Source organism: Aeromicrobium sp. 9AM (assembly GCF_902506105.1).
Taxonomy (GTDB): Bacteria; Actinomycetota; Actinomycetes; order Propionibacteriales; family Nocardioidaceae; genus Aeromicrobium.
In genome coordinates, this window is sequence record NZ_LR733303.1 from 603,177 (window position 1) to 625,743 (window position 22,567).

General features: G+C 67.9%; 25 protein-coding genes. 16 read left to right on the top strand and 9 right to left on the bottom strand.

The features are described 5' to 3' along the window. Nucleotides 1-2: 2 nt before the first annotated feature. From BOSE46_RS03055 to BOSE46_RS03110, 12 genes are all read left to right on the top strand, one after another. Nucleotides 3-662, top strand: coding sequence for an L-threonylcarbamoyladenylate synthase (locus tag BOSE46_RS03055; protein ID WP_159538161.1), 660 nt, complete (start codon nt 3-5; stop codon nt 660-662). Continuing rightward, nucleotides 662-1,786 carry a glycosyltransferase family 4 protein gene (locus BOSE46_RS03060; protein WP_159538163.1) on the top strand — a complete coding sequence of 375 codons (1,125 nt, stop codon included), beginning with the start codon at nt 662-664 and terminating at the stop codon, nt 1,784-1,786. Before BOSE46_RS03055 ends, BOSE46_RS03060 begins: the two co-directional genes overlap by 1 nt. After that, nucleotides 1,783-2,184, top strand: a complete 402-nt coding sequence (locus BOSE46_RS03065; RefSeq protein WP_159538165.1) for a hypothetical protein — start codon at nt 1,783-1,785, stop codon at nt 2,182-2,184. The genes BOSE46_RS03060 and BOSE46_RS03065 overlap by 4 nt, the downstream gene beginning before the upstream one ends. A 142-nt stretch (nt 2,185-2,326) precedes the next feature. Further along, nucleotides 2,327-3,127, top strand: a complete 801-nt coding sequence (gene atpB / locus BOSE46_RS03070; RefSeq protein WP_159538167.1) for a F0F1 ATP synthase subunit A — start codon at nt 2,327-2,329, stop codon at nt 3,125-3,127. A gap of 121 nt (nt 3,128-3,248) precedes the next feature. Further along, a complete protein-coding gene (locus BOSE46_RS03075; RefSeq protein ID WP_256366706.1) occupies nt 3,249-3,449 on the top strand; it encodes an ATP synthase F0 subunit C in 201 nt (66 codons plus the stop codon). Nucleotides 3,450-3,477: 28 nt separating this feature from the next. Continuing rightward, the gene (locus tag BOSE46_RS03080; protein ID WP_159538171.1) at nt 3,478-4,023 is read left to right on the top strand and encodes a F0F1 ATP synthase subunit B; all 546 of its coding nucleotides are present in this window, start codon (nt 3,478-3,480) and stop codon (nt 4,021-4,023) included. Beyond that, nucleotides 4,023-4,823 carry a F0F1 ATP synthase subunit delta gene (locus BOSE46_RS03085; protein WP_159538173.1) on the top strand — a complete coding sequence of 267 codons (801 nt, stop codon included), beginning with the start codon at nt 4,023-4,025 and terminating at the stop codon, nt 4,821-4,823. Before BOSE46_RS03080 ends, BOSE46_RS03085 begins: the two co-directional genes overlap by 1 nt. Before the next feature lie 48 nt (nt 4,824-4,871). Further along, nucleotides 4,872-6,518, top strand: a complete 1,647-nt coding sequence (gene atpA / locus BOSE46_RS03090) for a F0F1 ATP synthase subunit alpha (RefSeq protein ID WP_159538175.1) — start codon at nt 4,872-4,874, stop codon at nt 6,516-6,518. Nucleotides 6,519-6,520: 2 nt separating this feature from the next. Then, the gene (locus BOSE46_RS03095; protein WP_159538177.1) at nt 6,521-7,453 is read left to right on the top strand and encodes a F0F1 ATP synthase subunit gamma; all 933 of its coding nucleotides are present in this window, start codon (nt 6,521-6,523) and stop codon (nt 7,451-7,453) included. A gap of 5 nt (nt 7,454-7,458) precedes the next feature. Then, nucleotides 7,459-8,931: a F0F1 ATP synthase subunit beta gene (gene atpD, locus BOSE46_RS03100; protein ID WP_201299544.1), complete on the top strand. Its 1,473-nt coding sequence runs from the start codon at nt 7,459-7,461 to the stop codon at nt 8,929-8,931. Then, nucleotides 8,931-9,308 (top strand): F0F1 ATP synthase subunit epsilon, encoded by a 378-nt coding sequence (locus tag BOSE46_RS03105; RefSeq protein WP_159538179.1) that lies wholly within the window; start codon nt 8,931-8,933, stop codon nt 9,306-9,308. The genes atpD and BOSE46_RS03105 overlap by 1 nt, the downstream gene beginning before the upstream one ends. 19 nt (nt 9,309-9,327) lie before the next feature. Then, entirely contained in the window at nt 9,328-9,774 is a 447-nt protein-coding gene (locus BOSE46_RS03110; protein WP_159538181.1) for a DUF2550 domain-containing protein, read from the top strand. 418 nt (nt 9,775-10,192) lie between these two features. On the opposite strand, the gene BOSE46_RS03115 is transcribed toward BOSE46_RS03110, so the two are convergent. Beyond that, complete coding sequence (locus BOSE46_RS03115; RefSeq protein WP_159538183.1) at nt 10,193-10,816, bottom strand: cob(I)yrinic acid a,c-diamide adenosyltransferase; 624 nt, start codon at nt 10,814-10,816, stop codon at nt 10,193-10,195. Nucleotides 10,817-10,895: 79 nt separating this feature from the next. Here BOSE46_RS03115 and BOSE46_RS03120 point away from each other — a divergent pair, with 79 nt between their 5' ends. Continuing rightward, nucleotides 10,896-12,887: a protein meaA gene (locus BOSE46_RS03120; protein ID WP_159538185.1), complete on the top strand. Its 1,992-nt coding sequence runs from the start codon at nt 10,896-10,898 to the stop codon at nt 12,885-12,887. Between the two features lie 96 nt (nt 12,888-12,983). Here BOSE46_RS03120 and BOSE46_RS03125 read toward each other — a convergent pair whose 3' ends face one another. The 6 genes from BOSE46_RS03125 to BOSE46_RS03150 form a co-directional block, all read right to left on the bottom strand. Then, a complete protein-coding gene (locus tag BOSE46_RS03125; protein ID WP_159538187.1) occupies nt 12,984-13,760 on the bottom strand; it encodes an isocitrate lyase/phosphoenolpyruvate mutase family protein in 777 nt (258 codons plus the stop codon). Between the two features lie 44 nt (nt 13,761-13,804). Continuing rightward, on the bottom strand, nt 13,805-16,228 hold the full coding sequence (locus tag BOSE46_RS03130) for an ABC transporter permease (protein ID WP_159538189.1): 2,424 nt from the start codon (nt 16,226-16,228) through the stop codon (nt 13,805-13,807). A gap of 3 nt (nt 16,229-16,231) precedes the next feature. Next, complete coding sequence (locus BOSE46_RS03135; protein ID WP_159538191.1) at nt 16,232-16,987, bottom strand: ABC transporter ATP-binding protein; 756 nt, start codon at nt 16,985-16,987, stop codon at nt 16,232-16,234. A 114-nt stretch (nt 16,988-17,101) separates the two neighbouring features. Beyond that, entirely contained in the window at nt 17,102-17,764 is a 663-nt protein-coding gene (locus BOSE46_RS03140) for a response regulator transcription factor (RefSeq protein WP_159538193.1), read from the bottom strand. Then, nucleotides 17,761-18,918 carry a sensor histidine kinase gene (locus BOSE46_RS03145; RefSeq protein ID WP_159538195.1) on the bottom strand — a complete coding sequence of 386 codons (1,158 nt, stop codon included), beginning with the start codon at nt 18,916-18,918 and terminating at the stop codon, nt 17,761-17,763. The genes BOSE46_RS03140 and BOSE46_RS03145 overlap by 4 nt, the downstream gene beginning before the upstream one ends. A gap of 112 nt (nt 18,919-19,030) precedes the next feature. Continuing rightward, a complete protein-coding gene (locus BOSE46_RS03150; RefSeq protein WP_201299494.1) occupies nt 19,031-19,195 on the bottom strand; it encodes a hypothetical protein in 165 nt (54 codons plus the stop codon). A 62-nt stretch (nt 19,196-19,257) separates the two neighbouring features. Here BOSE46_RS03150 and BOSE46_RS03155 point away from each other — a divergent pair, with 62 nt between their 5' ends. Further along, the gene (locus tag BOSE46_RS03155) at nt 19,258-19,782 is read left to right on the top strand and encodes a ferritin (protein ID WP_159538197.1); all 525 of its coding nucleotides are present in this window, start codon (nt 19,258-19,260) and stop codon (nt 19,780-19,782) included. Further along, nucleotides 19,775-20,188 carry an SSI family serine proteinase inhibitor gene (locus BOSE46_RS03160; protein WP_201299495.1) on the top strand — a complete coding sequence of 138 codons (414 nt, stop codon included), beginning with the start codon at nt 19,775-19,777 and terminating at the stop codon, nt 20,186-20,188. The genes BOSE46_RS03155 and BOSE46_RS03160 overlap by 8 nt, the downstream gene beginning before the upstream one ends. A gap of 15 nt (nt 20,189-20,203) precedes the next feature. Here the strand turns inward: BOSE46_RS03160 and nucS are convergent, their stop codons facing one another. Further along, the gene (gene nucS, locus BOSE46_RS03165) at nt 20,204-20,881 is read right to left on the bottom strand and encodes an endonuclease NucS (RefSeq protein WP_159538201.1); all 678 of its coding nucleotides are present in this window, start codon (nt 20,879-20,881) and stop codon (nt 20,204-20,206) included. Further along, entirely contained in the window at nt 20,878-21,261 is a 384-nt protein-coding gene (locus BOSE46_RS03170; protein WP_159538203.1) for a hypothetical protein, read from the bottom strand. Before BOSE46_RS03170 ends, nucS begins: the two co-directional genes overlap by 4 nt. An 82-nt stretch (nt 21,262-21,343) precedes the next feature. Here BOSE46_RS03170 and BOSE46_RS03175 point away from each other — a divergent pair, with 82 nt between their 5' ends. Continuing rightward, a complete protein-coding gene (locus BOSE46_RS03175; protein WP_159538205.1) occupies nt 21,344-22,537 on the top strand; it encodes a 3-hydroxyacyl-CoA dehydrogenase family protein in 1,194 nt (397 codons plus the stop codon). Nucleotides 22,538-22,567 lie beyond the last annotated feature (30 nt).

Here is a 22,567-nt window from a genome sequence, read left to right on the forward strand (position 1 = left end):
GGGTGAAGTTCGACTGCAGCGTGGACGAGGAGTTCGATCGCGGGCTCGCGGCGGCGCAGGCAGCCCTCGAGGAGGGCAAGCTCGTCGTCCTGCCGACCGACACCGTCTACGGCATCGCGGCTGACGCCTTCAACCCCCGCGCCGTGCAGAACCTCCTCGACGCCAAGGGTCGCGGCCGCCAGATGCCGCCGCCCGTGCTGGTCGGCGCGCCCACGACGCTCGACGCCCTCGCGATCGACATCCCGTCGTGGCTCCGGTCGACCGTCGAGGCGCTGTGGCCCGGTCCGTTGACGGTGATCTGCCGCCAGCAGCCCTCACTGACCTGGGACCTCGGCGAGACCCACAACACCGTCGCCGTACGCATGCCGGCCGACCCGCGCGCCCTCGCGCTGCTCAAGCAGACCGGGCCGCTGGCGGTCAGCAGCGCCAACACGACCGGCGACCCGGCGGCGACGACGATCGACGAGGCCGAGGACATGCTCGGTGGGCGGGTCGCGGTCTACCTCGACGGCGGACCCAGTGCGTCGGGCGTACCGTCCACGATCCTCGATGCCACCGGATCGACCCCGCGCCTGCTGCGCGCCGGCTCCATCACGCTCGAGCAGCTCCACGCGTTCAACAACACGATCGAGCCGCCCGACGAGCCGGACGAGGACGCTTAGTGCGCGAGTATCTTGTCGTCTTCGGCATCGCCCTGGGGGTGACGTATCTCCTCGCGTCGATCGCCCGCATGCTGGCCTACCGCTTCGGCGCCGTGGCCCGGGTCCGCGACCGTGACGTGCACGCGATCCCGACGCCCTACTTCGGCGGGCCCGCGATGCTGGGCGGCCTGATCGCCGCCTACCTGGTGGCGACCCACCTGCCGTTCCTCTCGCTCGCCGACGACGGGGTGTTCAAGGACGCCCGAGCCGTGGTGCTGGGCGGCACCGTGGTCTGCATCGTGGGCATCGTCGACGACCTCTACGAGCTCGACGCGCTGAGCAAGTTCGCCGGTCAGGTGCTGGCCGGCGTCATCGTCGTGGCGCAGGGCGTGCAGTTCGTCTACCTCCCGCTCTACGGCAACTACATCGGGCTCGACCAGGCACAGGCCCTGATCTTCACGGTGCTGCTGATCGTCGGCACCGCCAACGCGGTCAACTTCGTCGACGGCCTCGACGGGCTCGCCGCCGGCATGGTCGCCATCGGTGCCGTGGCCTTCTTCGCGTACGCGTTCGTGCTCGCGGTCGAGAACGGCGAGACCCGTGCGATCGCCGCCGCGCTGCTCACCGCGGCGCTGGCCGGCGCGTGCATCGGCATCCTGCCGCACAACTTCTTCCCGGCCCGTATGTTCATCGGCGACTCCGGCTCGATGCTGATCGGCTTCGTGCTGGCCTGCTCGTCGATCAGCCTCACGGGCCAGTTCCCGGCGACCAGCATCTCCGAGGGCATCGGGGGAGCGCAGAACAGCTTCCTGCCATCACTGCTCCCGCTGATCCTGCCGTTCGCGATCCTCGTCGTGCCGTTCGTCGACCTGGCCCTCGCCGTGGTCCGTCGCACCCGAGCGGGCCGGTCGCCGTTCAGCCCCGACAAGATGCACATCCACCACAGGCTCCTCGAGATCGGCCACTCGCACCGCCGTGCCGTCCTGCTGATGTACGCCTTCGCGGGCCTCGTCGCGTTCGGCAGCGTCGTCATCAGCCTGTTCAGCGGCTGGCAGTCGATCGCCGGGTTCGCCACCCTCGCCGTCATCACGATCGCAGCGGTGTTCCTGCTGCCCAAGCTCGAAGAGAAGGTCTGGTCCTCATGAAAGCGCTACGCCCCGTGCTCCTGCCCGTGCTGGCGGTGACTGCTGTCGTGGCGATCGCCGCCGGCATCTTCGCCGGCTGGGAGGGCGTGCTCGGTGCCGTTGTCGGCGGGCTCGTCGTGATCCTCTTCCTCGGCTCGACACCGGTCGTGCTCAGCCCGCTGGTCAAGGCCAGCGCGACGCTGTCGCTGCCCGTGGCGCTCGGCTTCTTCACGACCAAGGCCGTCGCGATGTTGATCGTCCTGCTGCTGCTGTTCGACGTCGGCGGGGTCGCGACGCACATCGACTCGCGCTGGTTCGGCATCGCCGCGATCGCCGCGTCACTCGCCTGGACCCTGCTCCAGATCAGGGCATTCAAGCGTGAGCGGGTGCCCACCTATGACCTGGGTAACAACGAGTGAGGTAGCCCTGATAACCTCTGGATTGCGACCAACCATCCAGCCCTCGAGGCCGGAGAACATGTCGCACGACAATGACGCTGGCCGTTATGCCTGACTCGACGCTATGTCGCAGGCGACCACGCCATGACACGAAGGTGACCGAGTGACTCTCGCCTTGACCGCTTTTGCCGCATCGGCTGAGCCGCCCAGCCCAGGACCCGCTGATTTCGATCTGCCCGCGGTCTTCCACATCGGTGAGTTCGGCGTGACCAAGCCGATGCTGCTCGTGGTCCTGTCGCTGTTCGTGATCGTGGGGCTGTTCAGCACCATGGCCCGCCCGGCCGCGGTCGTGCCCGGTCGCATGCAGTTCGCCGGTGAGCTTGTCTACGGCTTCGTCCGCAACGGCATCGCTCGCGAGAACATCGGCTCGGCCGAGTTCATGCGGTTCGTGCCCTACCTGTTCACGATCTTCCTGTTCGTGCTGGTCAACAACTTCTACGGCCTCTTCCCGTTCCTCCAGTTCCCGTCGATGTCCCACATCGGCTACCCGCTGGCGATCGCGATCCTGAGCTGGCTGGTCTACAACGGCGCCGGCATCAAGAAGAAGGGCTTCCTCGGCTACCTCAAGCACGAGACCGTGCCCGGCGGCATGAAGGGCCCGATCCTCATCCTGCTCGTCCCGCTGGAGTTCCTGTCCAACATCCTGCTGCGTCCCATCACGCTGACGCTGCGTCTGTTCGCCACGATGTTCGCCGGCCACCTGCTGCTGATCCTGTTCTCGCTCGGCGGCTCCTACCTGCTGCTGCACTCCGACAACTCGCTCGCCCTGCCGGCAGGCCTGGTGTCGTCGCTGCTGGCGATCGCGATCAGCTTCCTGGAGATCTTGATCATGTTCCTCCAGGCGTACGTCTTCACGCTGCTCTCGTCGATGTACATCGGCGAAGCGCTCGCTGACGAGCACTGAGCAAACCCCAGACCCACAACTTCATACGTTCCACACGATTCACCAGTTACGCCCCACCAGCGATGCTCACCAGAGCGTCACAACGAAAGGAAATGCCGTGGAGTCCATCGGCACTCTGAACATGGTCGGTCTCGGCCTCGCCGCGATCGGCCCCGGTATCGGCGTCGGCCTGATCTTCGCCGCGTTCGTCACCGGTGTCGCCCGTCAGCCCGAGGCTGAGGGCAAGCTGCGCCAGATCGCCATCCTGGGCTTCGTCCTCGCCGAGCAGTTCTTCATCATCGGCCTGGCCCTGGCGTTCGTCCTCAAGTCGACGAACACCTGATCCCGACACCTCGACAGAAGGCACGCCCATGATCACGTCACGTCTCGCTCTCGCGGCGGCGGAACCGGAGGACACCAACCCTCTGATCCCGCACACGCCCGAGATCGTCATCAGTCTGATCGTCTTCGGGTTGATCTTCTTCCTCCTGAAGAAGCTCGTCATCCCGGCGTTCGAGAAGGCCTATGCCGAGCGCACCGCCGCGATCGAGGGCGGTATCGAGGAGGCCCAGGCAGCCCAGAAGGAAGCCAAGGCCGCTCTCGACCAGTACAACGAGCAGCTCGCCGGAGCCCGTCACGAGGCTGCGGCGATCCGCGAAGAGGCCAAGGAGCAGGGCGCGCAGATCATCGCCGAGCTCCGCGCGCAGGCGCAGGCCGAGGCCGAGCGCATCACCTCGACGGCGCACGCGCAGGTCGAGGCCGAGCGTGCTCAGGTGCTCGCGCAGCTCAAGGGCGAGGTCGGCTCGATGGCCACGCAGCTGGCCGGGCGCATCGTGGGCGAGTCCCTCGATGACGACGCCCGCCAGAAGCGTACGGTCGAGCGCTTCATCGCCGAGCTCGAGGAGTCGGCCAACTGATGCGTGGCATTTCAGCGAAGTCCCTGGTCGACGTCCTCGCCGCAGTAGATGCGGCGAAGGGCAAGGCCGGCGACCTCGGAGCCGAGCTGTTCGGCGTCGTCTCGACGCTGGACGGCGCTCCGGCGCTTCGCCGGGTGCTGACCGACCCGTCCACCGAGGCCTCGGCCAAGGTGGGGCTTGCCAAGCAGGTCTTCGGCGGTCAGGTCAGTGCCGACACCCTCGCGGTGCTCAACGCCGCCGTCAGTGGGCGTTGGGCGTCGATGCGCGACCTGACCGACGGACTGGAGACCGCCGGTGTCGCCGCCGAGGTCGCCGCCGCTGATGCGGCCGGTGAGCTCGACGCGCTCGAGACCGAGCTGTTCGAGGTCGAGCGGATCGTGCGTTCCGACGCCGACCTGCGCCAGATCGTGTCCGACCGGGGCATCCCGGCCGACGCCAAGGGCAGCCTGCTGGCGACCCTGCTCGAGGGCAAGGTCACCGCGTCGACACTGGCGCTGGCCACCCAGGCAGCGGCAGCGCGGACCGGATCGTTCGAGAAGGTCCTGTCGGGCTTCGGTGACACCGTCGCCGCCCGTCGCAGCCGGCTGCTCGCCGAGGTGCGGGTCGCCTACGAGCTCGCGGATGCGGAGAAGACCCGTCTCGCCAAGGCCCTGGCCAAGAAGTACGGACGCGACGTCCACCTCAACATCGTCGTCGATCCCTCGGTCGTCGGAGGCATTGCCGTCTCCGTCGGTGACGAGGTCGTCGACGGCACCATGTCCACTCGCCTCGAAGTCGCCCGTCGGCGACTTGCAGGCTAGATCACCCACCGACAGCACCCCCTCAACTCCAAGAAGGCAGGCAATAACATGGCGGAACTCACGATCCGTCCGGACGAGATCCGCGACGCATTGCAGAAGTTCGTGGCCGACTACAAGCCCAGCGCCGCTGCGACCGAAGAGGTCGGCGTCGTCGCCGAGGCCGGTGACGGCATCGCGCGCGTCGAGGGACTGCCCTCGGCGATGGCCAACGAGCTGCTCGAGTTCGAGGACGGCACGCTGGGCCTCGCGCTCAACCTCGACGTCCGTGAGATCGGTGTCGTCATCCTCGGTGAGTTCTCCGGCATCGAAGAGGGCCAGACCGTACGCCGCACCGGTGAGGTGCTCTCGGTCCCCGTCGGCGACAACTACCTCGGCCGCGTCGTCGACCCGCTCGGCAACCCGATCGACGGCCTCGGCGACATCGAGACCACCGAGCGCCGTGCGCTCGAGCTCCAGGCTCCCAACGTCATGCAGCGCAAGAGCGTGCACGAGCCCATGATGACCGGCCTGAAGTCGATCGACTCGCTGACGCCGATCGGCCGCGGCCAGCGCCAGCTGATCATCGGTGACCGCCAGACCGGCAAGACCGCGATCGCGATCGACACGATCATCAACCAGAAGGAGTTCTGGGCGTCGGGCGATCCCGACAAGCAGGTTCGCTGCATCTACGTCGGCATCGGCCAGAAGGGTTCGACCATCGCGGGCATCCGCGGTGCGCTCGAGGAGGCCGGCGCCCTGGAGTACACGACGATCGTCGCGGCTCCCGCGTCCGACTCGGCCGGCTTCAAGTACCTCGCGCCCTACACCGGCTCGGCCATCGGCCAGCACTGGATGTACGCCGGCAAGCACGTCCTGATCGTGTTCGACGACCTCTCCAAGCAGGCCGAGGCCTACCGCGCCGTGTCGCTGCTGCTCCGCCGCCCGCCGGGCCGTGAGGCATACCCCGGTGACGTCTTCTACCTGCACTCGCGTCTGCTCGAGCGTTGCGCCAAGCTCAGCGACGAGCTGGGTGCCGGCTCGATGACGGGCCTGCCGATCGTCGAGACCAAGGCCAACGACGTGTCGGCCTACATCCCGACCAACGTCATCTCGATCACCGACGGCCAGATCTTCCTGCAGTCCGATCTGTTCAACGCCAACCAGCGTCCCGCCGTCGACGTCGGCATCTCGGTGTCGCGCGTCGGTGGTGCCGCGATGACCAAGTCGATGAAGGCCGTCACCGGTTCGCTCAAGGTCGAGCTCGCGCAGTACCGCGCGATGGAGGCGTTCGCGATGTTCGCCTCCGACCTCGACGCCGCGTCCAAGCAGCAGCTCGCCCGTGGTCAGCGCATCATGGAGCTGTTCAAGCAGGGCCAGTACGCGCCGTTCCCGACCGAGAACCAGGTCGTCTCGATCTGGGCCGCCACGACCGGCAAGCTCGATCCCGTGCCGCTGCAGGACGTGAGCCGCTTCGAGACCGAGTTCCTCGACTTCCTCAAGCGTTCGCACGGTCCCGTGCTCGACGCGATCCGTGAGTCGGGCAAGTTCGAGGACGACAACGAGCAGGCGCTCGAGGGTGCCTACACCGAGTTCCTCAAGCAGTTCGAGACCCACGAGGGTGAGCAGATCATCGTCAAGGCGGGTCACGAAGAGTTCGAGGCCCTGGCCGACGAAGACGTCGAGCAGGAGCAGATCGTCAAGCAGAAGCGGGGCTGACGATGGCAGCGTCCGTACGCGAGCTTCGCGCGAAGATCAGGTCGACACAGGCGACCAAGAAGATCACGCGCGCCATGGAGCTGATCGCTGCGTCGCGCATCATCAAGGCGCAGCAGAAGGCAGCGGCGGCAGCGCCGTACGCCCGCGAGCTGACCCGTGCCGTCTCCGCCGTCGCGACCTTCTCCAACGTCGACCACCCGTTGACGACCGAGAAGGACAACCCGACGAAGGCGGCGATCCTGGTGATCGCCAGCGATCGCGGGCTCGCGGGGGCCTACTCGTCCTCCGTGATGAAGGAGGCTGAGCGGCTCGTCGAGAAGCTCCGTAGCGAGGGCAAGGAGGTCGACCTCTACCTCTCTGGTCGCAAGGCGGAGGCCTACTACAACTTCCGCGGCCGCGAGTTCGTCGAGTCGTGGACCGGTTTCTCCGACAAGCCCGAGTACCAGCACGCCCGTACGATCGGCAACACCCTCGTCAAGACGTTCAACACCGACGAGACCAACGAGGAGGCCATCGACCCCGAGCGTGCGGTCGACGAGCTCCACGTGGTGTTCACCCGCTTCAAGTCGATGCTGGTGCAGGAGCCCGACGTCATCCGGCTGCTTCCGCTGGAGGTCGTCGAGGGCACCGAGGAGCCGACCGAGCACGAGGTGCTTCCGCTCTACGAGTTCGAGCCCTCGGCCCACGAGGTGCTCGACGCGCTGCTGCCGAAGTACATCCACAGCCGGATCTACTACTGCCTGCTGCAGGCCTCCGCCTCGGAGCTTGCCTCACGGCAGAAGGCGATGAAGTCCGCAACGGACAACGCCGAAGACCTGATCCAGAAGTACACCCGAACCGCCAACCAGGCCCGCCAGGCCGGTATTACCCAGGAGATCAGCGAGATCGTGGGCGGCGCCAACGCGCTTGCCGACGCCACCGCTGGGAGTGAGTGAGAGAGATGCCAACCGCCAAGAAGACCGCAGACACCCAGAAGTCCGACACGTCGGACCAGAACCTGGCCGACGGCCGGGTCGCGCGCGTCATCGGCCCGGTGCTCGACATCGAGTTCCCGAGCGACGCGATCCCCGAGATGTACAACGCGCTCACGGTCGACACCGAGCTGGACGGCGTCACGGAGACGCTGACCCTCGAGGTCGCCCTGCACATCGGCGACGGACTGGTCCGCGCGATCAGCCTCCGTCCGACCGACGGCATCGTGCGCGGCGCCAAGGTCACCAACACCGGTGGGCCCATCTCGGTCCCCGTCGGTGACCAGACGCTCGGCAAGGTGTTCAACACCACCGGCGACGTCATGAACCTCAAGGAGGGCGAGAAGTGGGAGGTCAAGGAGCGCCGTGGCATCCACGCCAAGGCTCCTGCCTTCGACCAGCTCGAGTCCAAGACCGAGATGTTCCAGACCGGCATCAAGGTCATCGACCTCCTGACGCCCTACGTGCTGGGCGGCAAGATTGGCCTGTTCGGTGGTGCCGGTGTCGGCAAGACCGTGCTGATCCAGGAGATGATCGCCCGAGTCGCTCGCGACCACGGTGGTGTGTCGGTGTTCGCCGGCGTCGGCGAGCGCACGCGTGAGGGCAACGACCTCATCGCCGAGATGGAGGAGGCCGGCGTCCTCGGACAGACCGCCCTCGTCTTCGGCCAGATGGACGAGCCGCCGGGAGCGCGTCTTCGCGTCGCCCTGTCGGCCCTGACGATGGCCGAGTACTTCCGCGACGTCCAGAACCAGGACGTGCTGTTGTTCATCGACAACATCTTCCGCTTCACGCAGGCCGGCTCCGAGGTCTCCACGCTGCTCGGCCGCATGCCGTCCGCCGTGGGCTACCAGCCGACGCTGGCCGACGAGATGGGCGTGCTGCAGGAGCGCATCACCTCGACCCGCGGTCACTCGATCACGTCGCTGCAGGCCATCTACGTGCCTGCGGATGACTACACCGACCCGGCCCCGGCCACCACTTTCGCCCACCTCGACGCGACGACCGAGCTCAACCGTGAGATCGCGTCGATGGGCATCTACCCGGCCGTGGACCCGCTGACCTCGACGTCGCGCATCTTGGACCCCCGTTACATCAGCGCGGAGCACTACACGACCGCCAACCGGGTCAAGAGCATCCTGCAGCGCAACAAGGAGCTGCAGGACATCATCGCGATCCTCGGTGTCGACGAGCTCAGCGAAGAGGACAAGACGCTCGTGTCCCGCGCGCGTCGCATCCAGCGCTTCCTGTCCCAGAACACCTACGTGGCCAAGCAGTTCACCGGCATCGAGGGCTCGACCGTCTCCATCGACGAGACGATCGACGGCTTCACCAAGATCTGCGACGGTGACTACGACCACGTGGCTGAGCAGGCCTTCTTCATGTGCGGCGGTCTCGAAGACGTCGACAAGAAGTGGGAAGAAATCCAGAAGAGCCTCTGATGGCAGACCTCTTGCAGATCGAGCTCGTCGCCGCCGACCGCGTGGTGTGGTCGGGGCAGGCGAGCCAGGTCATCGCCCGTACGGTCGAGGGTGACCTCGGCGTCCTGTCCGGTCACGCGCCGCTGCTGTCGCTGCTCGTGCCGGGCGTCGTCGAGATCAAGCCGCCGGATGGCGAGGTCGTACGTGCTGCGGTCGCGGAGGGCTTCCTCTCCGTGGCCGACAACCACGTGTCTATCCTGAGCGAGGACGCGTTCCTGGCATCGGAAGTCGATGCGAGTGCGACGCGGGCCGAGCTCGAGGCGGCGCAGTCCGACGGCGACCAGGACGCAGTCCTGCGCGCAGAGGCCAAGCTGCGCCTCATCGACAAGGCGTCCTGACGAACGGAGGGAGATCGTGATGCCACTGTGGATGTGGTTCGTCGACTCCCTTGTGTTCGTCTTCGCCCTGCTCGTCCTGCTGATCGTCGGGCTGTTGGTGCGCCGCCGTTTCCTGGCGCGCTCCGGCGGCACCTTCGAGATGAGCGTCAACCGGTCGACCGAGGCGCAGGCCAAGGGCTGGATGCTGGGCCTGGCGGTCTACAAGGACACCGAGCTCGAGTGGTTCCGCACGTTCTCGCTGTCACCGCGCCCGACCTACCGGTTCACCCGCGGCGACGTCATCATTGACGGGCGCCGTGAGCCGGTCGGCCACGAGGTGCATGCGATCCATTCGGGCCACCTGATCGTGGCCACCGAGAACGCTGCGGGCGTCCGTCAGTTCGCGATGAGTGCCAACGCGCTGACCGGGCTGCTGTCGTGGCTCGAGTCCTCGCCCCCGGGGCAACGGGTCAACAACGTGCTTTGAGGCATCTGTACAGGTTCTTCCGTTCTGGTTGACGCGTCCGTGAGGCCGGGAGAGAATCGGGAACAAGGAACGGATTCCCGTTTCTACAGGGAGCAGGTGCATCGTGATCAAGCGTCTAGTAGCCGCAGCATGCGTGTCGATTCTGGCGGTGGTGGGAGTTGCCCCAGCCGCGAGCGCTGCTGGTGGGCACCACGGATCCCGCGTCGTTCAGCACGCGATCGACTGGGACTGACCACATAGGTTCTGATGGCACTCACCTCGGTGAGTGCCATTGGCATGCCCTCAGCACTCCACCCGTCCCCTAGGGAGGCCGCCTGCGGCCGACCGGGAGCGAGCTCTGCGAGCGAAGGGGCGTAACGCTCCTCGGTCGCGGTGGGAAGTCACGTCACCATGCTTCGCAGGTGGCGGCTTCGCCGCGTCACGCTCCCGCTTCGCTAGCATCCTTCGAGGTTCGGCCGCTGGCGGCCTCTCTCTCAGGACCGCCCGGGACCCACAGCACGTCTCCGGCTTCGTGGTTGGCGTACCGGCCGAGGATGAACAGCAGGTCGCTGAGCCGGTTGAGGTACTTCGCGGTCAGCACGTTCACGGTCTCGCCGTGCTCCTCGAGGGCCGCCCACGCGGAGCGCTCCGCACGGCGGGTCACGGTGCAGGCGATGTGCACCGCCGCGGCCGCCGGCGTGCCGCCCCGGAGGATGAACGACCGGAGCTTGGGCAGCTGCTCGTTGTAGTGGTCGCACCAGCCCTCGAGCCGGTCGATGTAGTCCGGCTCGACCCGCAGCGGCGGGTATTCCGGGTTGTCCACGACGGGGCACGACAGGTCGGCGCCGACGTCGAACAGGTCGTTCTGGATGTGCGTGAGGACCGCGACGACGTCCTCGTCGAGCGTGCCGAGGGAGATCGCGAAGCCGATGTGGCTGTTGGCCTCGTCGACATCGGCGTACGCGGCGAGGCGCAGGTCGAGCTTGCTGGTCTTGCTCATGTCGCCCAGGTTGGTGGTGCCGTCGTCGCCGGTTCGCGTGTATATCCGCGTCAGATTGACCATGACCACACTCTACGAGTGTGAGCAGGAACGCCCTCTGGAGGCAGTGACCCCAAAGGTTACGGGGAGGTAACCTGACGAAATGCCAGACAAGGACGTGCCTGACAAGCCCTGGGTGATGCGTACGTACGCCGGCCACAGCTCGGCCGCGGAGTCGAACGCTCTCTACCGTCGCAACCTGTCGAAGGGCCAGACCGGACTCTCGGTGGCCTTCGACCTGCCGACGCAGACCGGCTACGACCCCGATCACCCCCTCTCTAGAGGAGAAGTGGGCAAAGTCGGAGTACCAATTGCGCACCTCGGCGCGATGCGGCAGCTCTTCCACGACATCCCGCTCGACGAGATGAACACGTCGATGACGATCAACGCCACCGCGATGTGGCTGCTCGCGATGTACCAGGTCGCCGCCGAGGAGCAGGGCGTCGACCCGGCAGCACTGTCGGGCACGACGCAGAACGACATCATCAAGGAGTACCTCTCCCGCGGCACGTACGTCTTCGGTCCCGCGCCGTCGCTGCGCCTGACGACTGACATGATCGCCTACACGGTCGGCACGATCCCGAAGTGGAACCCGCTCAACATCTGCAGCTATCACCTGCAGGAGGCCGGCGCGACGCCGACGCAGGAGCTCGCGTACGCACTGACGACCGCGATCGCGGTGCTCGACGCGGTCCGCGACTCCGGCCAGGTACCGGCGGACGAGTTCGAGAACGTCGTCGGGCGCATCTCGTTCTTCGTCAACGCCGGCGTCCGCTTCATCGAGGAGACGTGCAAGATGCGCGCCTTCGGCCGGCTCTGGGACGAGATCACCCGCGAGCGCTACGGCGTGCAGAACCCCAAGATGCGCCGGTTCCGCTACGGCGTGCAGGTCAACTCGCTCGGCCTGACCGAGGCGCAGCCCGAGAACAACGTGCAGCGCATCGTGCTCGAGATGCTCGGCGTGACCCTCAGCAAGGACGCCCGGGCTCGTGCCGTGCAGCTGCCCGCGTGGAACGAGGCGCTGGGCCTGCCGCGGCCGTGGGACCAGCAGTGGTCGCTGCGCCTGCAGCAGGTGCTTGCCTTCGAGTCCGATCTCCTGGAGTACGACGACATCTTCGAGGGCTCGGTCGTCATCGAGGCGAAGGTCGCCGAGCTGATCGACGGCGCCAAGGCCGAGATGGACCGGGTCCAGGCGATGGGCGGTGCTGTGGCGGCCGTCGAGTCGGGCTACATGAAGCAGGCCATGGTGTCCTCGCACTCCGAGCGACGGGCCCGCATCGAGGCCGGCGAGATGAAGGTCGTCGGCGTCAACTCGTTCACCAGCACCGAGCCGTCACCTCTGACCGCCGATCTCGACACCGCGATCATGACCGCTGATCCCGAGGCCGAGGCCAATGCCATCGCGGACGTGAAGGCATGGCGCGAGCAGCGCGACCAGGCCGCCGTCGACGAGGCGCTCAACCGGCTGCAGCGCGAGGCCAAGTCCGACACCAACTTGATGGCGGCGACCCTCGAGGCCGTACGCGCGGGAGCGACCGTGGGGGAGTGGGCCGGTGCGCTGCGCGAGGTGTTCGGCGAGTACCGCGCACCCACCGGCGTCAGCGGCGTCGGCAGCGTCGCCGAGGCAGGCGCCGAGCTGTCAGCCGTACGCGAGAAGGTGCAGCGCACGGGGGAGGAGCTCGGCACCCGGCTGCGCTTTCTCGTGGGCAAGCCCGGCCTCGACGGGCACTCCAACGGCGCCGAGCAGATCGCGGTGCGGGCGCGCGATGCCGGGTTCGAGGTCATCTACCAGGGCATCCGCCTGACGCCTGCGCAGATCGTCGCCGCGGCTGTCGCGGAGGACGTGCACTGCGTGGGTCTGTCGATCCTGTCGGGCTCGCACATGGAGCTCGTCCCGGACGTGCAGAAGGCGATGGCCGAGGCCGGCATCGGCGATGTGCCGCTGATCGTCGGCGGCATCATCCCCGAGTCCGACGCCCGCAAGATGGAGGCCGCCGGCGTGGCCGCCGTGTTCACGCCGAAGGACTTCGGCATGACCACGATCATGGACCGCATCGTCGACGAGATCCGCAAGGCCAACGACCTGACGGGGTGACTGTTTACCAGGAGAACCTGGTAAACAGTCACCCCTCCGGGCAAATGTGCCTGGTGAAGTGGTGGTTTACCAGGTTCTCCTGGTAAACCACCACCGTCAGTTCAGGACGCGGAAGTCGGCGGGCAGGCCGCCACCGGCGACGATGTCGGTCGTCAGGTCCTGCAGCGCCATGAGGGCGACGGACTGGCTGAACGGCCCGAACGACACCCGGGCGACGCCGAGCTCCTCCATGCGTGCCAGCGGCACCGAGCCCGGAGCGCCGATCAGGGTCAGCTTCTGCGGGCCCCACGCGTCGACGAACGCCTTGATGTCGTCCTCGGACACCTTGCCGGGGACGAACACGACCGGGGCACCGGTGGCGAGGTAGACGCGGCCGCGCTCGATGGCGTCGGCCAGCACCTCGTCGTGCGGCTTGTCGCCGGCCTTGAGGAACGCGTCCGTGCGAGCGTTGAGCACGAAGTCGATGCCCTCCTGCTGTGCCGCGTCGAGCACGGCCTCGACCGCGGCGGCCGCCTCGTTGATCGGCTTCAGCTGGTCCTCGAGGTTGGCGCCCACGACGCCGACGCCGATGGCCTTGAGCGTCGTCTCGCGGGGGTTGCCGTAGCCGGCCTCGAGGTCTGCCGTGACGGGCAGGTCGGTGGCCGCGACGATGCCGCCGACGGCCTCGATCATGAGCTCGACGGGGATGTTCTCACCGTCGGCATAGCCGTACGCCGCGGCGATCGAGTGGCTCGCGGTGGCCAGGGCCGTGGTGCCCTCGACCTCGGAGACGACGCGGGCGCTGATGGCGTCCCACACGTTGACGACCTTGAGGAGCTTGGGGTCGGAGTGCAGGGCGAGGAGGGTCTGGGCCTGGTTTGCGAGTTCGGTCATGACGACAACCGTACGACCTGGTCCCTCCTCGCCTCCGGCGGGAATCAGTCGGCGACCAAACCTGCCGCCGGTGCGATCCGTGCCGCCTGCCGCGCCGGCAGCACGCACGCCACCAGTCCGGCCGCGGCGGCGACGGCGAAGATCACCGCGATCTGCGCCCACGGGACGGTCAGGCTGGGTGCCGTCGTGAACAGGCCGTCCGTGACGGTCTTGACCCCGAACCACGCGTACAGCGTGCCGAGCGCGATCCCCAGCACGGCCGAGACGCCGGCCATCAGCAGTGCCTCGATCGCCAGCATCGCCCGCAGGCCGGACCGCTCCAGCCCCATGGCCCGCAGCAGGGAGTTCTCCCGTACGCGCTCGAGCACCGACAGGCTCAGCGTGTTGCCCACGCCGATCAGGGCGATCAGCACGGCGATGCCGAGGAAGCCCACCGTGATCGCGAGGACGATCGCCAGGATCTTGAGGATGTCCGCGCGCTCGGGCAGGCCGCCTGCGATCGTGAGGTCTGCCGTCCTGGTGATGGCGTGGACGTCGGCAGTGACGTCACCGGCGTCGGCACCGTCGGTCGCCCGGACCCAGGTGGCCCGTGTGGTCGTGGAGGCACCCAGCCGGTCAAGGAGCGAGCGGCTGACGATCGGGTCGTCGCCGAGGCCTGACACATGGCGCACCGTGAGCTCACGCGACTGACCACCGACGTCCAACGTGACCCGGCTGCCGCTCTCGATGTCGCCGGACGTGTCAGGGAGCACGATCTCGCTGTCGCCGAGTCCGCGCAGCGGGTTCCCGCGCACCGTCGCGCGAGCCGCACCGTCGACGCCCAGGACCGTGACCTGCTGATCGCCCAGCCGAGCCGTCGTGCCGGGGACCGCGACCGCCCGGGTCACGCCGTCGACGGCGGCCAGCCGCTTGCTGATGCCGTCCGGCAGGGCACCCTTGTCGGCGCTCACGAGCAGGTCGACCGGCAGGTTGCGGTCGAGCGACGTGTTGACCTTGTGGGAGATCGACGCGGATCCGACCACCACCGAGGTGATGAGGGTGACGCCGATCAGCAGTGCCGTCGACGTAGCGGCGGTGCGCCGGGGGTTGCGCATCGAGTTGGCATGCGCGAGCCGGCCGGGAGCTCCGCCGAGGTGGGCCAACGGGCGGGCTGTGCGGATGACGGCCGGCACCAGCACGGGGGCCAGCAGGAGCACGCCGACGAACGAGAGCATGCCCCCGAGCAGGCCCGCGACGATCGTACCTTGCAGGCCGACCAGCAGGCCGCACGCTCCGACGGAGATCAGGCCGGCAGCCGAGACGATGCGCAGTGCGCCTGCCTTCGTACGTACCTGCACCGACTCCTGGGGCTGGAGCGCGGCCAACGGTGACCGCGAGCCGGCTCGCCGGGCCGGGAACCAGGACGCCGCCACGGTCACCCCCATTCCCAGCAGCACCGGAAGGAGGACTCCTCCGGGCGTCAGCGTGGGCGTGCCCATCGGCGTGGACGGCGACCAGTGGCCGATGGCGGCCCCGCCGGCGAGCGCGATGACGTATCCGAGCGCGACGCCCGCCGCGGCGCCCGCGGCGCCCACCACCAGTCCTTCGGCGACGACCGAGCGGGCGATCTGGCCCCGCACGGCTCCGACGCACCGCAGCAGGGCCAGGTCGCGGGCGCGCTGGGCGAGCAGGATCGTGAACGTGTTGGCGATGACCAGCGCCCCGACGAAGAGGGAGATGGCCGCGAACACGAGGATCAGCTTCTGGAAGATGTCGATGCCCTTCGTGGCCTGCAGGCGCAGGTCCCGCTCGTACGTATCCGCGGTCATGACCTGCACTCCGGCAGCGGCGTGGTCGAGGCGCGAGGCCACCGCACCTGGATCGCCCGTGACTGCGAAGATCTCGTCGACCGGCTCGGCGACGTCCCCGAGCACGGTGAACGTGCGCTCTGGGACGTACAGGACCGAGCGGAGGGGGCCGTCCTGGTCGTCGACGATGCCGGTGACGGTGAGCGCGAGGTCGCGGCCACCGGCGTGCAGCGTCACCTCGTCGCCCGTACGTATGTGGCGCCGGTCGGCCTGCGACGCCGAGACCGCGACCTCGCCGCGCGCTGTCGGCAACCGGCCGGCACTCACGTCCTGCCAGCGCAGGGCCCGGTCGGTGGCGACGCTGCCGATCGAGACCGTCCTGGGGCCGTCAGGAAGCGTCGCGTCGATCCACCCGCGCCAGTTGACGGCGGACGCGGTGACGCCAGGGTCGGCGATCGCCTTCTGGCGCAGCGAGGCGTAGGGGCGCACGCCCTCGGTGGCGGTGGCTGCGACATCGGCACCGCGATACTGCCGGCCGACGGTGTCGTTGGCACCCTGCCTTGCGGCGGCACTCAAGGTGTTGATGGCGACGATGAACCCGGTGGCGATGAGCACCGCGACGAACGCAGCGACGTAGCGCCGGGCGTACGTCCGCATCGACGCGAGGATGACGTTGCGCACGGCTCAACCACCGATCCGGCGGAGCGCGTCGAGGATGCTGTCCTGCGTTGGGTTGTCGATCTGCGTCGCGACCCGGCCGTCGGCAATCAGGACGACCCGGTCGGCGTACGCGGCGGCGGACGGCTCGTGCGTGACCATGACGGTCGTCTGGCCGAGCTCGCGCACCGACCGGCGCAGGAAGCCGAGGACCTCGGCGCTCGAGTGGCTGTCGAGGTTGCCGGTCGGCTCGTCGGCAAAGACGATCGTCGGCCGGCTCATCAAGGCGCGGGCGATCGCCACCCGCTGCTGCTGGCCGCCGGAGAGCTGGCTGGGCCGGTGTGCCAGGCGCTCGCCGATGTCGAGCACCTGGACGAGCTCGTCGAACCAGGTCCAGTCGGGATCGGTGCCGGCGAGGTCGAGCGGCAGCAGGATGTTCTGCTTGGCGGTCAGCATCGGCAGCAGGTTGAACGCCTGGAACACGAAACCGACATGGCGCCGGCGGAAGCGGGTGAGCTCGTTGTCCGACAGCGACGTCAGCATGAGGTCGCCGACCTGCACCTCGCCAGAGGTCGCCTGGTCGAGGCCGGCCAGGCAGTGCATCAGCGTCGACTTGCCGGAGCCGGACGGACCCATGATGGCGGTGAACTTCGCGGTCTCGATCGTCAGGTCGACGCCGGCGAGCGCGTGCACCCGGGCCTCTCCGTTGCCGTACGTCTTGGTGAGTCCGGCCGCTCGGGCGGCGATCGCGGGGATCGTGGTGGGTGGGTCGAGGACCGTCATGCCTGCTCCTGTGGTGAGTCATCTGGTGTCGTCACCACGCTAGGAATCGGCGGCGCCGGATTCGTCAGTCCAGGGGCGCGGCCTGCGAGCCGCGCGTCATACCGGAGTCGTACGTCAGCGGTCGCCGGGACTGACGAGCCCAGACTCGTAGCCGAGGACGACGAGCTGCACACGGTCGCGGGAGCCGGTCTTGGCCAAGATGCGACCGACGTGCGTCTTGACCGTTGCCTCGGCGAGGAACAGGCCGCTCGCGATCTCGGTGTTCGACTGCCCTTGGGCGATCAGCTCGAGCACCTCCCGCTCGCGAGCCGTGAGGTCGGCCAGCCTCCGGTCGTCCCGGGGGTCGGGTGCCTCGTCGGCGTCGAGGAACCGCTCGAGCATGCGCCGGGTCACGCTCGGCGCGACGACCGCGTCCCCTCCGTGTACGTCACGGATCGCGCTGAGCAGCATCTCCGGCTGGGCGTCCTTGAGCAGGAATGCCGAGGCGCCGGCGCGCAGCGCGTTGTAGACGTACTCGTCGAGGTCGAACGTCGTCAGCACCACGACCCGCGGGCGTTCCGATCTCGCGGCGAGGACCCGGGTCGCCTCGACGCCGTCCATGCGCGGCATGCGGACGTCCATCAACACGATGTCGGCCGAGGTGACGGCAAGCCGCTCGGTGGCCTCTGCCCCGTCCCCGGCCTCGCCGACGACCTCCATGTCGTCCTGCGACTCGATCAGCATCCGGAACCCGGCACGTACGAGCTGCTGGTCGTCGACCAGGAAGACCCGGATCATGCCGGGTCCATGGGGATGACAGCGTGCACCCGGAAGCCGCCACCCGGGCGAGGGCCCGCCTCGACCTCGCCGGCATGCACGGCGATGCGCTCGCGGATGCCGAGCATCCCGTGACCCTGGCCGTCGTCGGTCGCCGTGCCGCCGCGGCCGTCGTCGTCGACCTGGATGCGTACGGAGTCGGTCGTGATCCGCAGGTCCACGGCTGCTGTGACGTCGGGCCCGGCGTGCTTGAGGGTGTTGGTGAGCGCCTCCTGGACGATGCGATAGACCGTCAACCCGGTGGCTGCGTCGAGCCGGTCGAGATCGCCCAGCACGGTGAGCTCGACGGCCAGGCCGCTGCCGCGCAGCTGCTCGACCAGCTCGGAAATGTCGGCCCCCCGCGGAAGGGGAGTCATCGGTTGGTGACCAAAGTCGTCGTCGCGGAGCAATCCAAGCAACCCTCGCATCTCGGCCAACGAGGAACGACCTGTCTCCGAGATCGTTCGCAGCGTCTCGATCGCGACCTCGGGCCGCTTCTGGGCGGCATACAGGGCCCCGTCGGCCTGGATGACCATGACCGACAGGCTGTGAGCCACGACATCGTGCATCTCGCGCGCGATGCGGGCGCGCTCCGCCGCCGTGGCGATCTGCGCCTGCTGCGCGGCGTCGCGCTCCAGCTGCTCGGCGCGTTCCTCGAGCCCGGCGACGTACGCGCGACGGGTGCGGGCGAGGTAGCCCAGCATCCAGGCCGCCACCACGAGGGCTGACAGCGGCACGAAGTAGGAGATGGCCTCGCCGACGTCGCTCATCGACTGCGCCCACCGCACGCCGGCGACGGCAGCGCCCAGGAACCCCGTGCCGAGCGACGCCGACACGGCCCACATCGGACCGTACGCGGCGACGGCGTGCAACGAGACCAGCAAGGCGATGTCGCCGTAGTGAGGAGTGTCGAACACCACGGCCTGGGCCAGCAGCAACAGGCAGATCACGGTGAACGTGGCCACCGGCGCGCGGCGCCGCATGGCCAGGGGGAGGATCAGCGCGATGTCGAGAAGGCTCTGCGCCGTACCGGTGAAGACGTACACCAGCAGGGGGATGAGCAACAGCACCCCGGTGAGGCCGACGTCCTGCCAGAGCGTGTCGATGCGACGCCACAGGTCGGGTCGCTCGCGCATGTGCCTCAGCCTAGTGAGGCGAGCGGTGTCACACGTCCGACCACGGGATGACTTTGGCCAGCCACACCTTCGTGGTGACGTCCCGCGAAAGGCCCTAGGCTCGGGCCACCGCTCAAGCAGCGATCTTGTGCTTGGTCTTGCTCTTCTTCTTGACCTTGACGAGCTTGCGCTTCTTGACGGTGAAGCCTTCGGGCAGCGTGCCCTTCTTCATCATGAGGATGGGACACCGCTTGCATGCAGGCTTGCTGCTGCAGCACTTCTTCTTGGGTGTCGGCACAGGTCTACGATATCAGCGTGAGGTGAGGCTCGCCTAAGGCGAGAGAATGGGAGCATGGTCACATGGCAGCACCAGCATTCGTCGCGAAGCTCAACGAGCAGCTCGGCTACGAGTTCGGCGCGCATCAGCAGTACGTCGCCATCGCGGCCTACTACGACGCGCTGACGATGCCCCAGATGGCGACGCTGTTCTACCAGCAGGCGCTCGAGGAGCGCGACCACGCGATGATGATGGTGCAGTACCTCCTCGACGCCGACGAGACGCCGATCATTCCTGCGCTCGAGGCTCCCAAGGTCGACTTCACCGACGTCGTGGAGCCGGTCACCGCGGCGCTCGCGCAGGAGAAGCGCGTCACCGAGCAGATCAACGAGCTGACCCGCATCGCGCGCGACAACAACGACTTCGCGTCCGACCAGTTCATGCAGTGGTTCATCAAGGAGCAGGTCGAAGAGGTCTCCAAGATGAGCGACCTGCTCGCCGTGGTCACGCGCTCCAAGGACGACTACGAGCGCATCGAGGACTGGGTCGCCCGCGAGGAGAAGAGTGCCGGCGGCGACCCGACGGCTCCGCCCATCGCCGGTGCCTAGAGCCCTTCTCGTCTGCTGCGTCGTCCTCGTGGCGACGCTCGCGGGGTGCGGCAAGGATGCCGACAGCGGCGCAGCGCCGTCCGACAAGACGGCGCTGACCATCACGCTCGTCTCCGACGAGGGCGTGGATCCTGAGACCTACACGCTGACGTGCGACCCTCCCGGCGGCGACCACCCGCAGCCTGCGGAGGCCTGCAAGGCGCTCGACGCGGCCGGCGCCGGCGTGTTCAAGCCGGTCGCCAAGGACCAGCAGTGCACCTTGGTCTATGGCGGCCCGCAGACCGCGACGGTCAAGGGCACCTACAAGGGCGAAGCCGTGGACGCGGCGTTCAAGCGTACGGATGGCTGCGAGACCGACCGTTGGGAGAAGCTCGGCACGACGTTCTTCAACCTGCCCCTGCAATGAGCAGGGCTGCCGTGGCTAGAACAGTCGCAAGGACGGGTCGTCGATGCCGCGGAGCTCGTCGTAGTTGACGACGACGCACTCGATGCCGCGATCCGTGGCGAGCGTACGCGCCTGGGGCTTGATCTCCTGGGCCGCGAAGATCCCGCGCACGGGGCGCAGCGCAGGGTCGCGGTTCATCAGCTCGAGGTAGCGCGTCAGCTGCTCGACGCCGTCGATGTCGCCGCGCCGCTTGATCTCGACCGCGACGGAGCTGTTGGCGGCGTCCTTGCAGAGCAGGTCGACCGGGCCGATCGCGGTCATGTACTCCCGGCGTACGAGGCTCATGCCCGGCCCGAGCGCCGTCGTGTGCTCGGCGAGGAGCTCCTGCAGGTGCTTCTCGACGCCGTCCTTCTGGAGTCCGGGGTCGATCCCGAGCTCGTGCGCCGAGTCGTGGAGGACCTCCTCGATGCGGATGCGCAGCGTGTCGTCGGTCTTGCCGGCGGTGACGGTCCACTCCGTGACGCCGTCGTCGGCGAGTCCCTCACGCAGGGTGCAGGGCGGACTCATCCAGTTGAGCGGTTTGTAGGAGCCACCGTCGGAGTGGATCAGGACCGATCCGTCGTTCTTGACCATGATCAGCCGGGTGGCAAGCGGAAGGTGCGCTGCGAGCCGGCCGGCATAGTCGACCTGGCACCGCGCGATGACAATCCTCAAGAGACCCTCGTCAGGGTGCCGAGCTTGAACACCAAGGCGTCGTCCTCGACCGTGCCGACATCGGTGTTGCCGTCGTCCCCGACCAGCGAGACCTTGGTGCCGTCCAGCTCGTAGGTGCCGACGCGGAAGTCGGTCACGCCCTCGAAGTCCTCGACGTACGTGCCGTCCTTGTGGAAGTGGACGACCCACTTCGCCTTGACGTCGTGCCAGTCGCCCACGAGCGCGGATGCGGCGTCGTCGGTCGGGTCGGGCGCCGGCGTCGTCGGGCTGTCGGTCGTGGTCGACTCGGTGGCAGTCGGCTTGTCGGCCGGCTCATCGCTCTTGCCACACGCGCCAAGCACTAGCAGAGCAAGGCCCACGATGGCTGTAACCATCGTCATACGTCGATTCATCGTTCTCCCATGGAGCCAACAGCAGGGTCAGGTTAGTCTGACACGACCCGCTTATTACTCAGGAGTAGCCATGCAGGAAATCGTCGAAAGACTGGCAGCGAGCGATCGCACCGCTGACCTCGCCCGCACCTTGCTGCTGCCCTACCTCAACCACGCCGCCACGATGTACGAGAGCGGATACGCGACCCACGACGACATCGATGCCGCGATGCGCTTCGGCTGCGGCTACCCGATCGGCCCGCTGGCGCTGATCGACGCGCTCGGGCCGCAGACCGTCGCGACCGGGCTCGAGAAGCTGTATGCCGAGACCGGCGACGAGCTGCACCAGCCGGTCAGCATCCTGACCCAGATGGCCGCCGACGGCACGACGTTCGCCCAGGCGGTCGGCGAGGACGAGGTCGACGAGCCCCAGCTGCGCCACGAGATCGAGACGGTCGGCGTCGTGGGCACCGGCACGATGGCGTCCGGCATCGTCGAGGTCTTCGCCAAGGCCGGCTACGACGTCGTCTACGTCGGCCGCAGCGCCGACAAGCTCGACGGGGTCCAGGCGCGCATCACCAAGAGCCTGGACAAGGCGATCTCGCGCGGCAAGCTCGACGAGGACGGCAAGTCGGCCGTGCTCGCCCGGCTCAGCGGCTCGACCGAGCGCGAGGCCCTCGCCGGCGCCGACATCATCGTCGAGGCGATCGCCGAGGACCTCGAGATCAAGCTCCAGCTGTTCCGCGACCTCGATCGCATCGCCAAGCCCGGCGCGATCCTGGCGACCACGACCTCGTCGCTGTCGATCACCTCGTGCGCTGCCGCGACGTCACGGCCGCAGGACGTCATCGGCATGCACTTCTTCAACCCCGCGCCGGTCATGAAGCTCGTCGAGGTCGTGACCGCGGACGAGACCACGCCGGAGGTGGCCGAGACCGTACGCGCGCTGTGCCTGTCGACCGGCAAGCACCCGGTGTCCTGCGGCGACCGAGCCGGTTTCATCGTCAATGCCCTGCTGTTCCCGTACCTCAATGACGCGGTCAAGCTGCACGAGGCCGACGGTGGTTCGCTGACCGAGATCGACGACGCCATGAAGGCGACCAAGCTGCCGATGGGACCGTTCGAGCTCCTCGACGTGGTCGGCAACGACGTGTCGCTCGCGATCCAGGAGACGCTGGTCAGCACGTTCGGCCACGCGGGCTGGTTGCCGGCGCCGACCCTGCAGTCACTGGTCGCCGAGGGCAAGCTCGGCCGCAAGACCGGAGCGGGCTTCCACACGTACTGACGGGCCAAAAGTTACGCGTTTCAGGCGAGA

Excerpts from the sequence above, each read along its gene's own strand:
- BOSE46_RS03135 (WP_159538191.1), bottom strand. The coding sequence starts at position 16,987 with ATGACGGTCCTCGACCCACCCACCACGATCCCCGCGATCGCCGCCCGA.
- BOSE46_RS03080 (WP_159538171.1), top strand. The coding sequence starts at position 3,478 with ATGATCACGTCACGTCTCGCTCTCGCGGCGGCGGAACCGGAGGACACC.
- atpD (WP_201299544.1), top strand. The coding sequence starts at position 7,459 with ATGCCAACCGCCAAGAAGACCGCAGACACCCAGAAGTCCGACACGTCG.
- BOSE46_RS03075 (WP_256366706.1), top strand. The coding sequence starts at position 3,249 with ATGGTCGGTCTCGGCCTCGCCGCGATCGGCCCCGGTATCGGCGTCGGC.
- BOSE46_RS03175 (WP_159538205.1), top strand. The coding sequence starts at position 21,344 with ATGCAGGAAATCGTCGAAAGACTGGCAGCGAGCGATCGCACCGCTGAC.
- BOSE46_RS03085 (WP_159538173.1), top strand. The coding sequence starts at position 4,023 with ATGCGTGGCATTTCAGCGAAGTCCCTGGTCGACGTCCTCGCCGCAGTA.
- BOSE46_RS03105 (WP_159538179.1), top strand. The coding sequence starts at position 8,931 with ATGGCAGACCTCTTGCAGATCGAGCTCGTCGCCGCCGACCGCGTGGTG.
- BOSE46_RS03115 (WP_159538183.1), bottom strand. The coding sequence starts at position 10,816 with ATGGTCAATCTGACGCGGATATACACGCGAACCGGCGACGACGGCACC.
- BOSE46_RS03140 (WP_159538193.1), bottom strand. The coding sequence starts at position 17,764 with ATGATCCGGGTCTTCCTGGTCGACGACCAGCAGCTCGTACGTGCCGGG.
- BOSE46_RS03155 (WP_159538197.1), top strand. The coding sequence starts at position 19,258 with ATGGCAGCACCAGCATTCGTCGCGAAGCTCAACGAGCAGCTCGGCTAC.
- BOSE46_RS03065 (WP_159538165.1), top strand. The coding sequence starts at position 1,783 with ATGAAAGCGCTACGCCCCGTGCTCCTGCCCGTGCTGGCGGTGACTGCT.
- BOSE46_RS03110 (WP_159538181.1), top strand. The coding sequence starts at position 9,328 with ATGCCACTGTGGATGTGGTTCGTCGACTCCCTTGTGTTCGTCTTCGCC.
- BOSE46_RS03145 (WP_159538195.1), bottom strand. The coding sequence starts at position 18,918 with ATGCGCGAGCGACCCGACCTGTGGCGTCGCATCGACACGCTCTGGCAG.
- BOSE46_RS03125 (WP_159538187.1), bottom strand. The coding sequence starts at position 13,760 with ATGACCGAACTCGCAAACCAGGCCCAGACCCTCCTCGCCCTGCACTCC.
- BOSE46_RS03095 (WP_159538177.1), top strand. The coding sequence starts at position 6,521 with ATGGCAGCGTCCGTACGCGAGCTTCGCGCGAAGATCAGGTCGACACAG.
- BOSE46_RS03120 (WP_159538185.1), top strand. The coding sequence starts at position 10,896 with ATGCCAGACAAGGACGTGCCTGACAAGCCCTGGGTGATGCGTACGTAC.
- BOSE46_RS03170 (WP_159538203.1), bottom strand. The coding sequence starts at position 21,261 with ATGACGATGGTTACAGCCATCGTGGGCCTTGCTCTGCTAGTGCTTGGC.
- atpA (WP_159538175.1), top strand. The coding sequence starts at position 4,872 with ATGGCGGAACTCACGATCCGTCCGGACGAGATCCGCGACGCATTGCAG.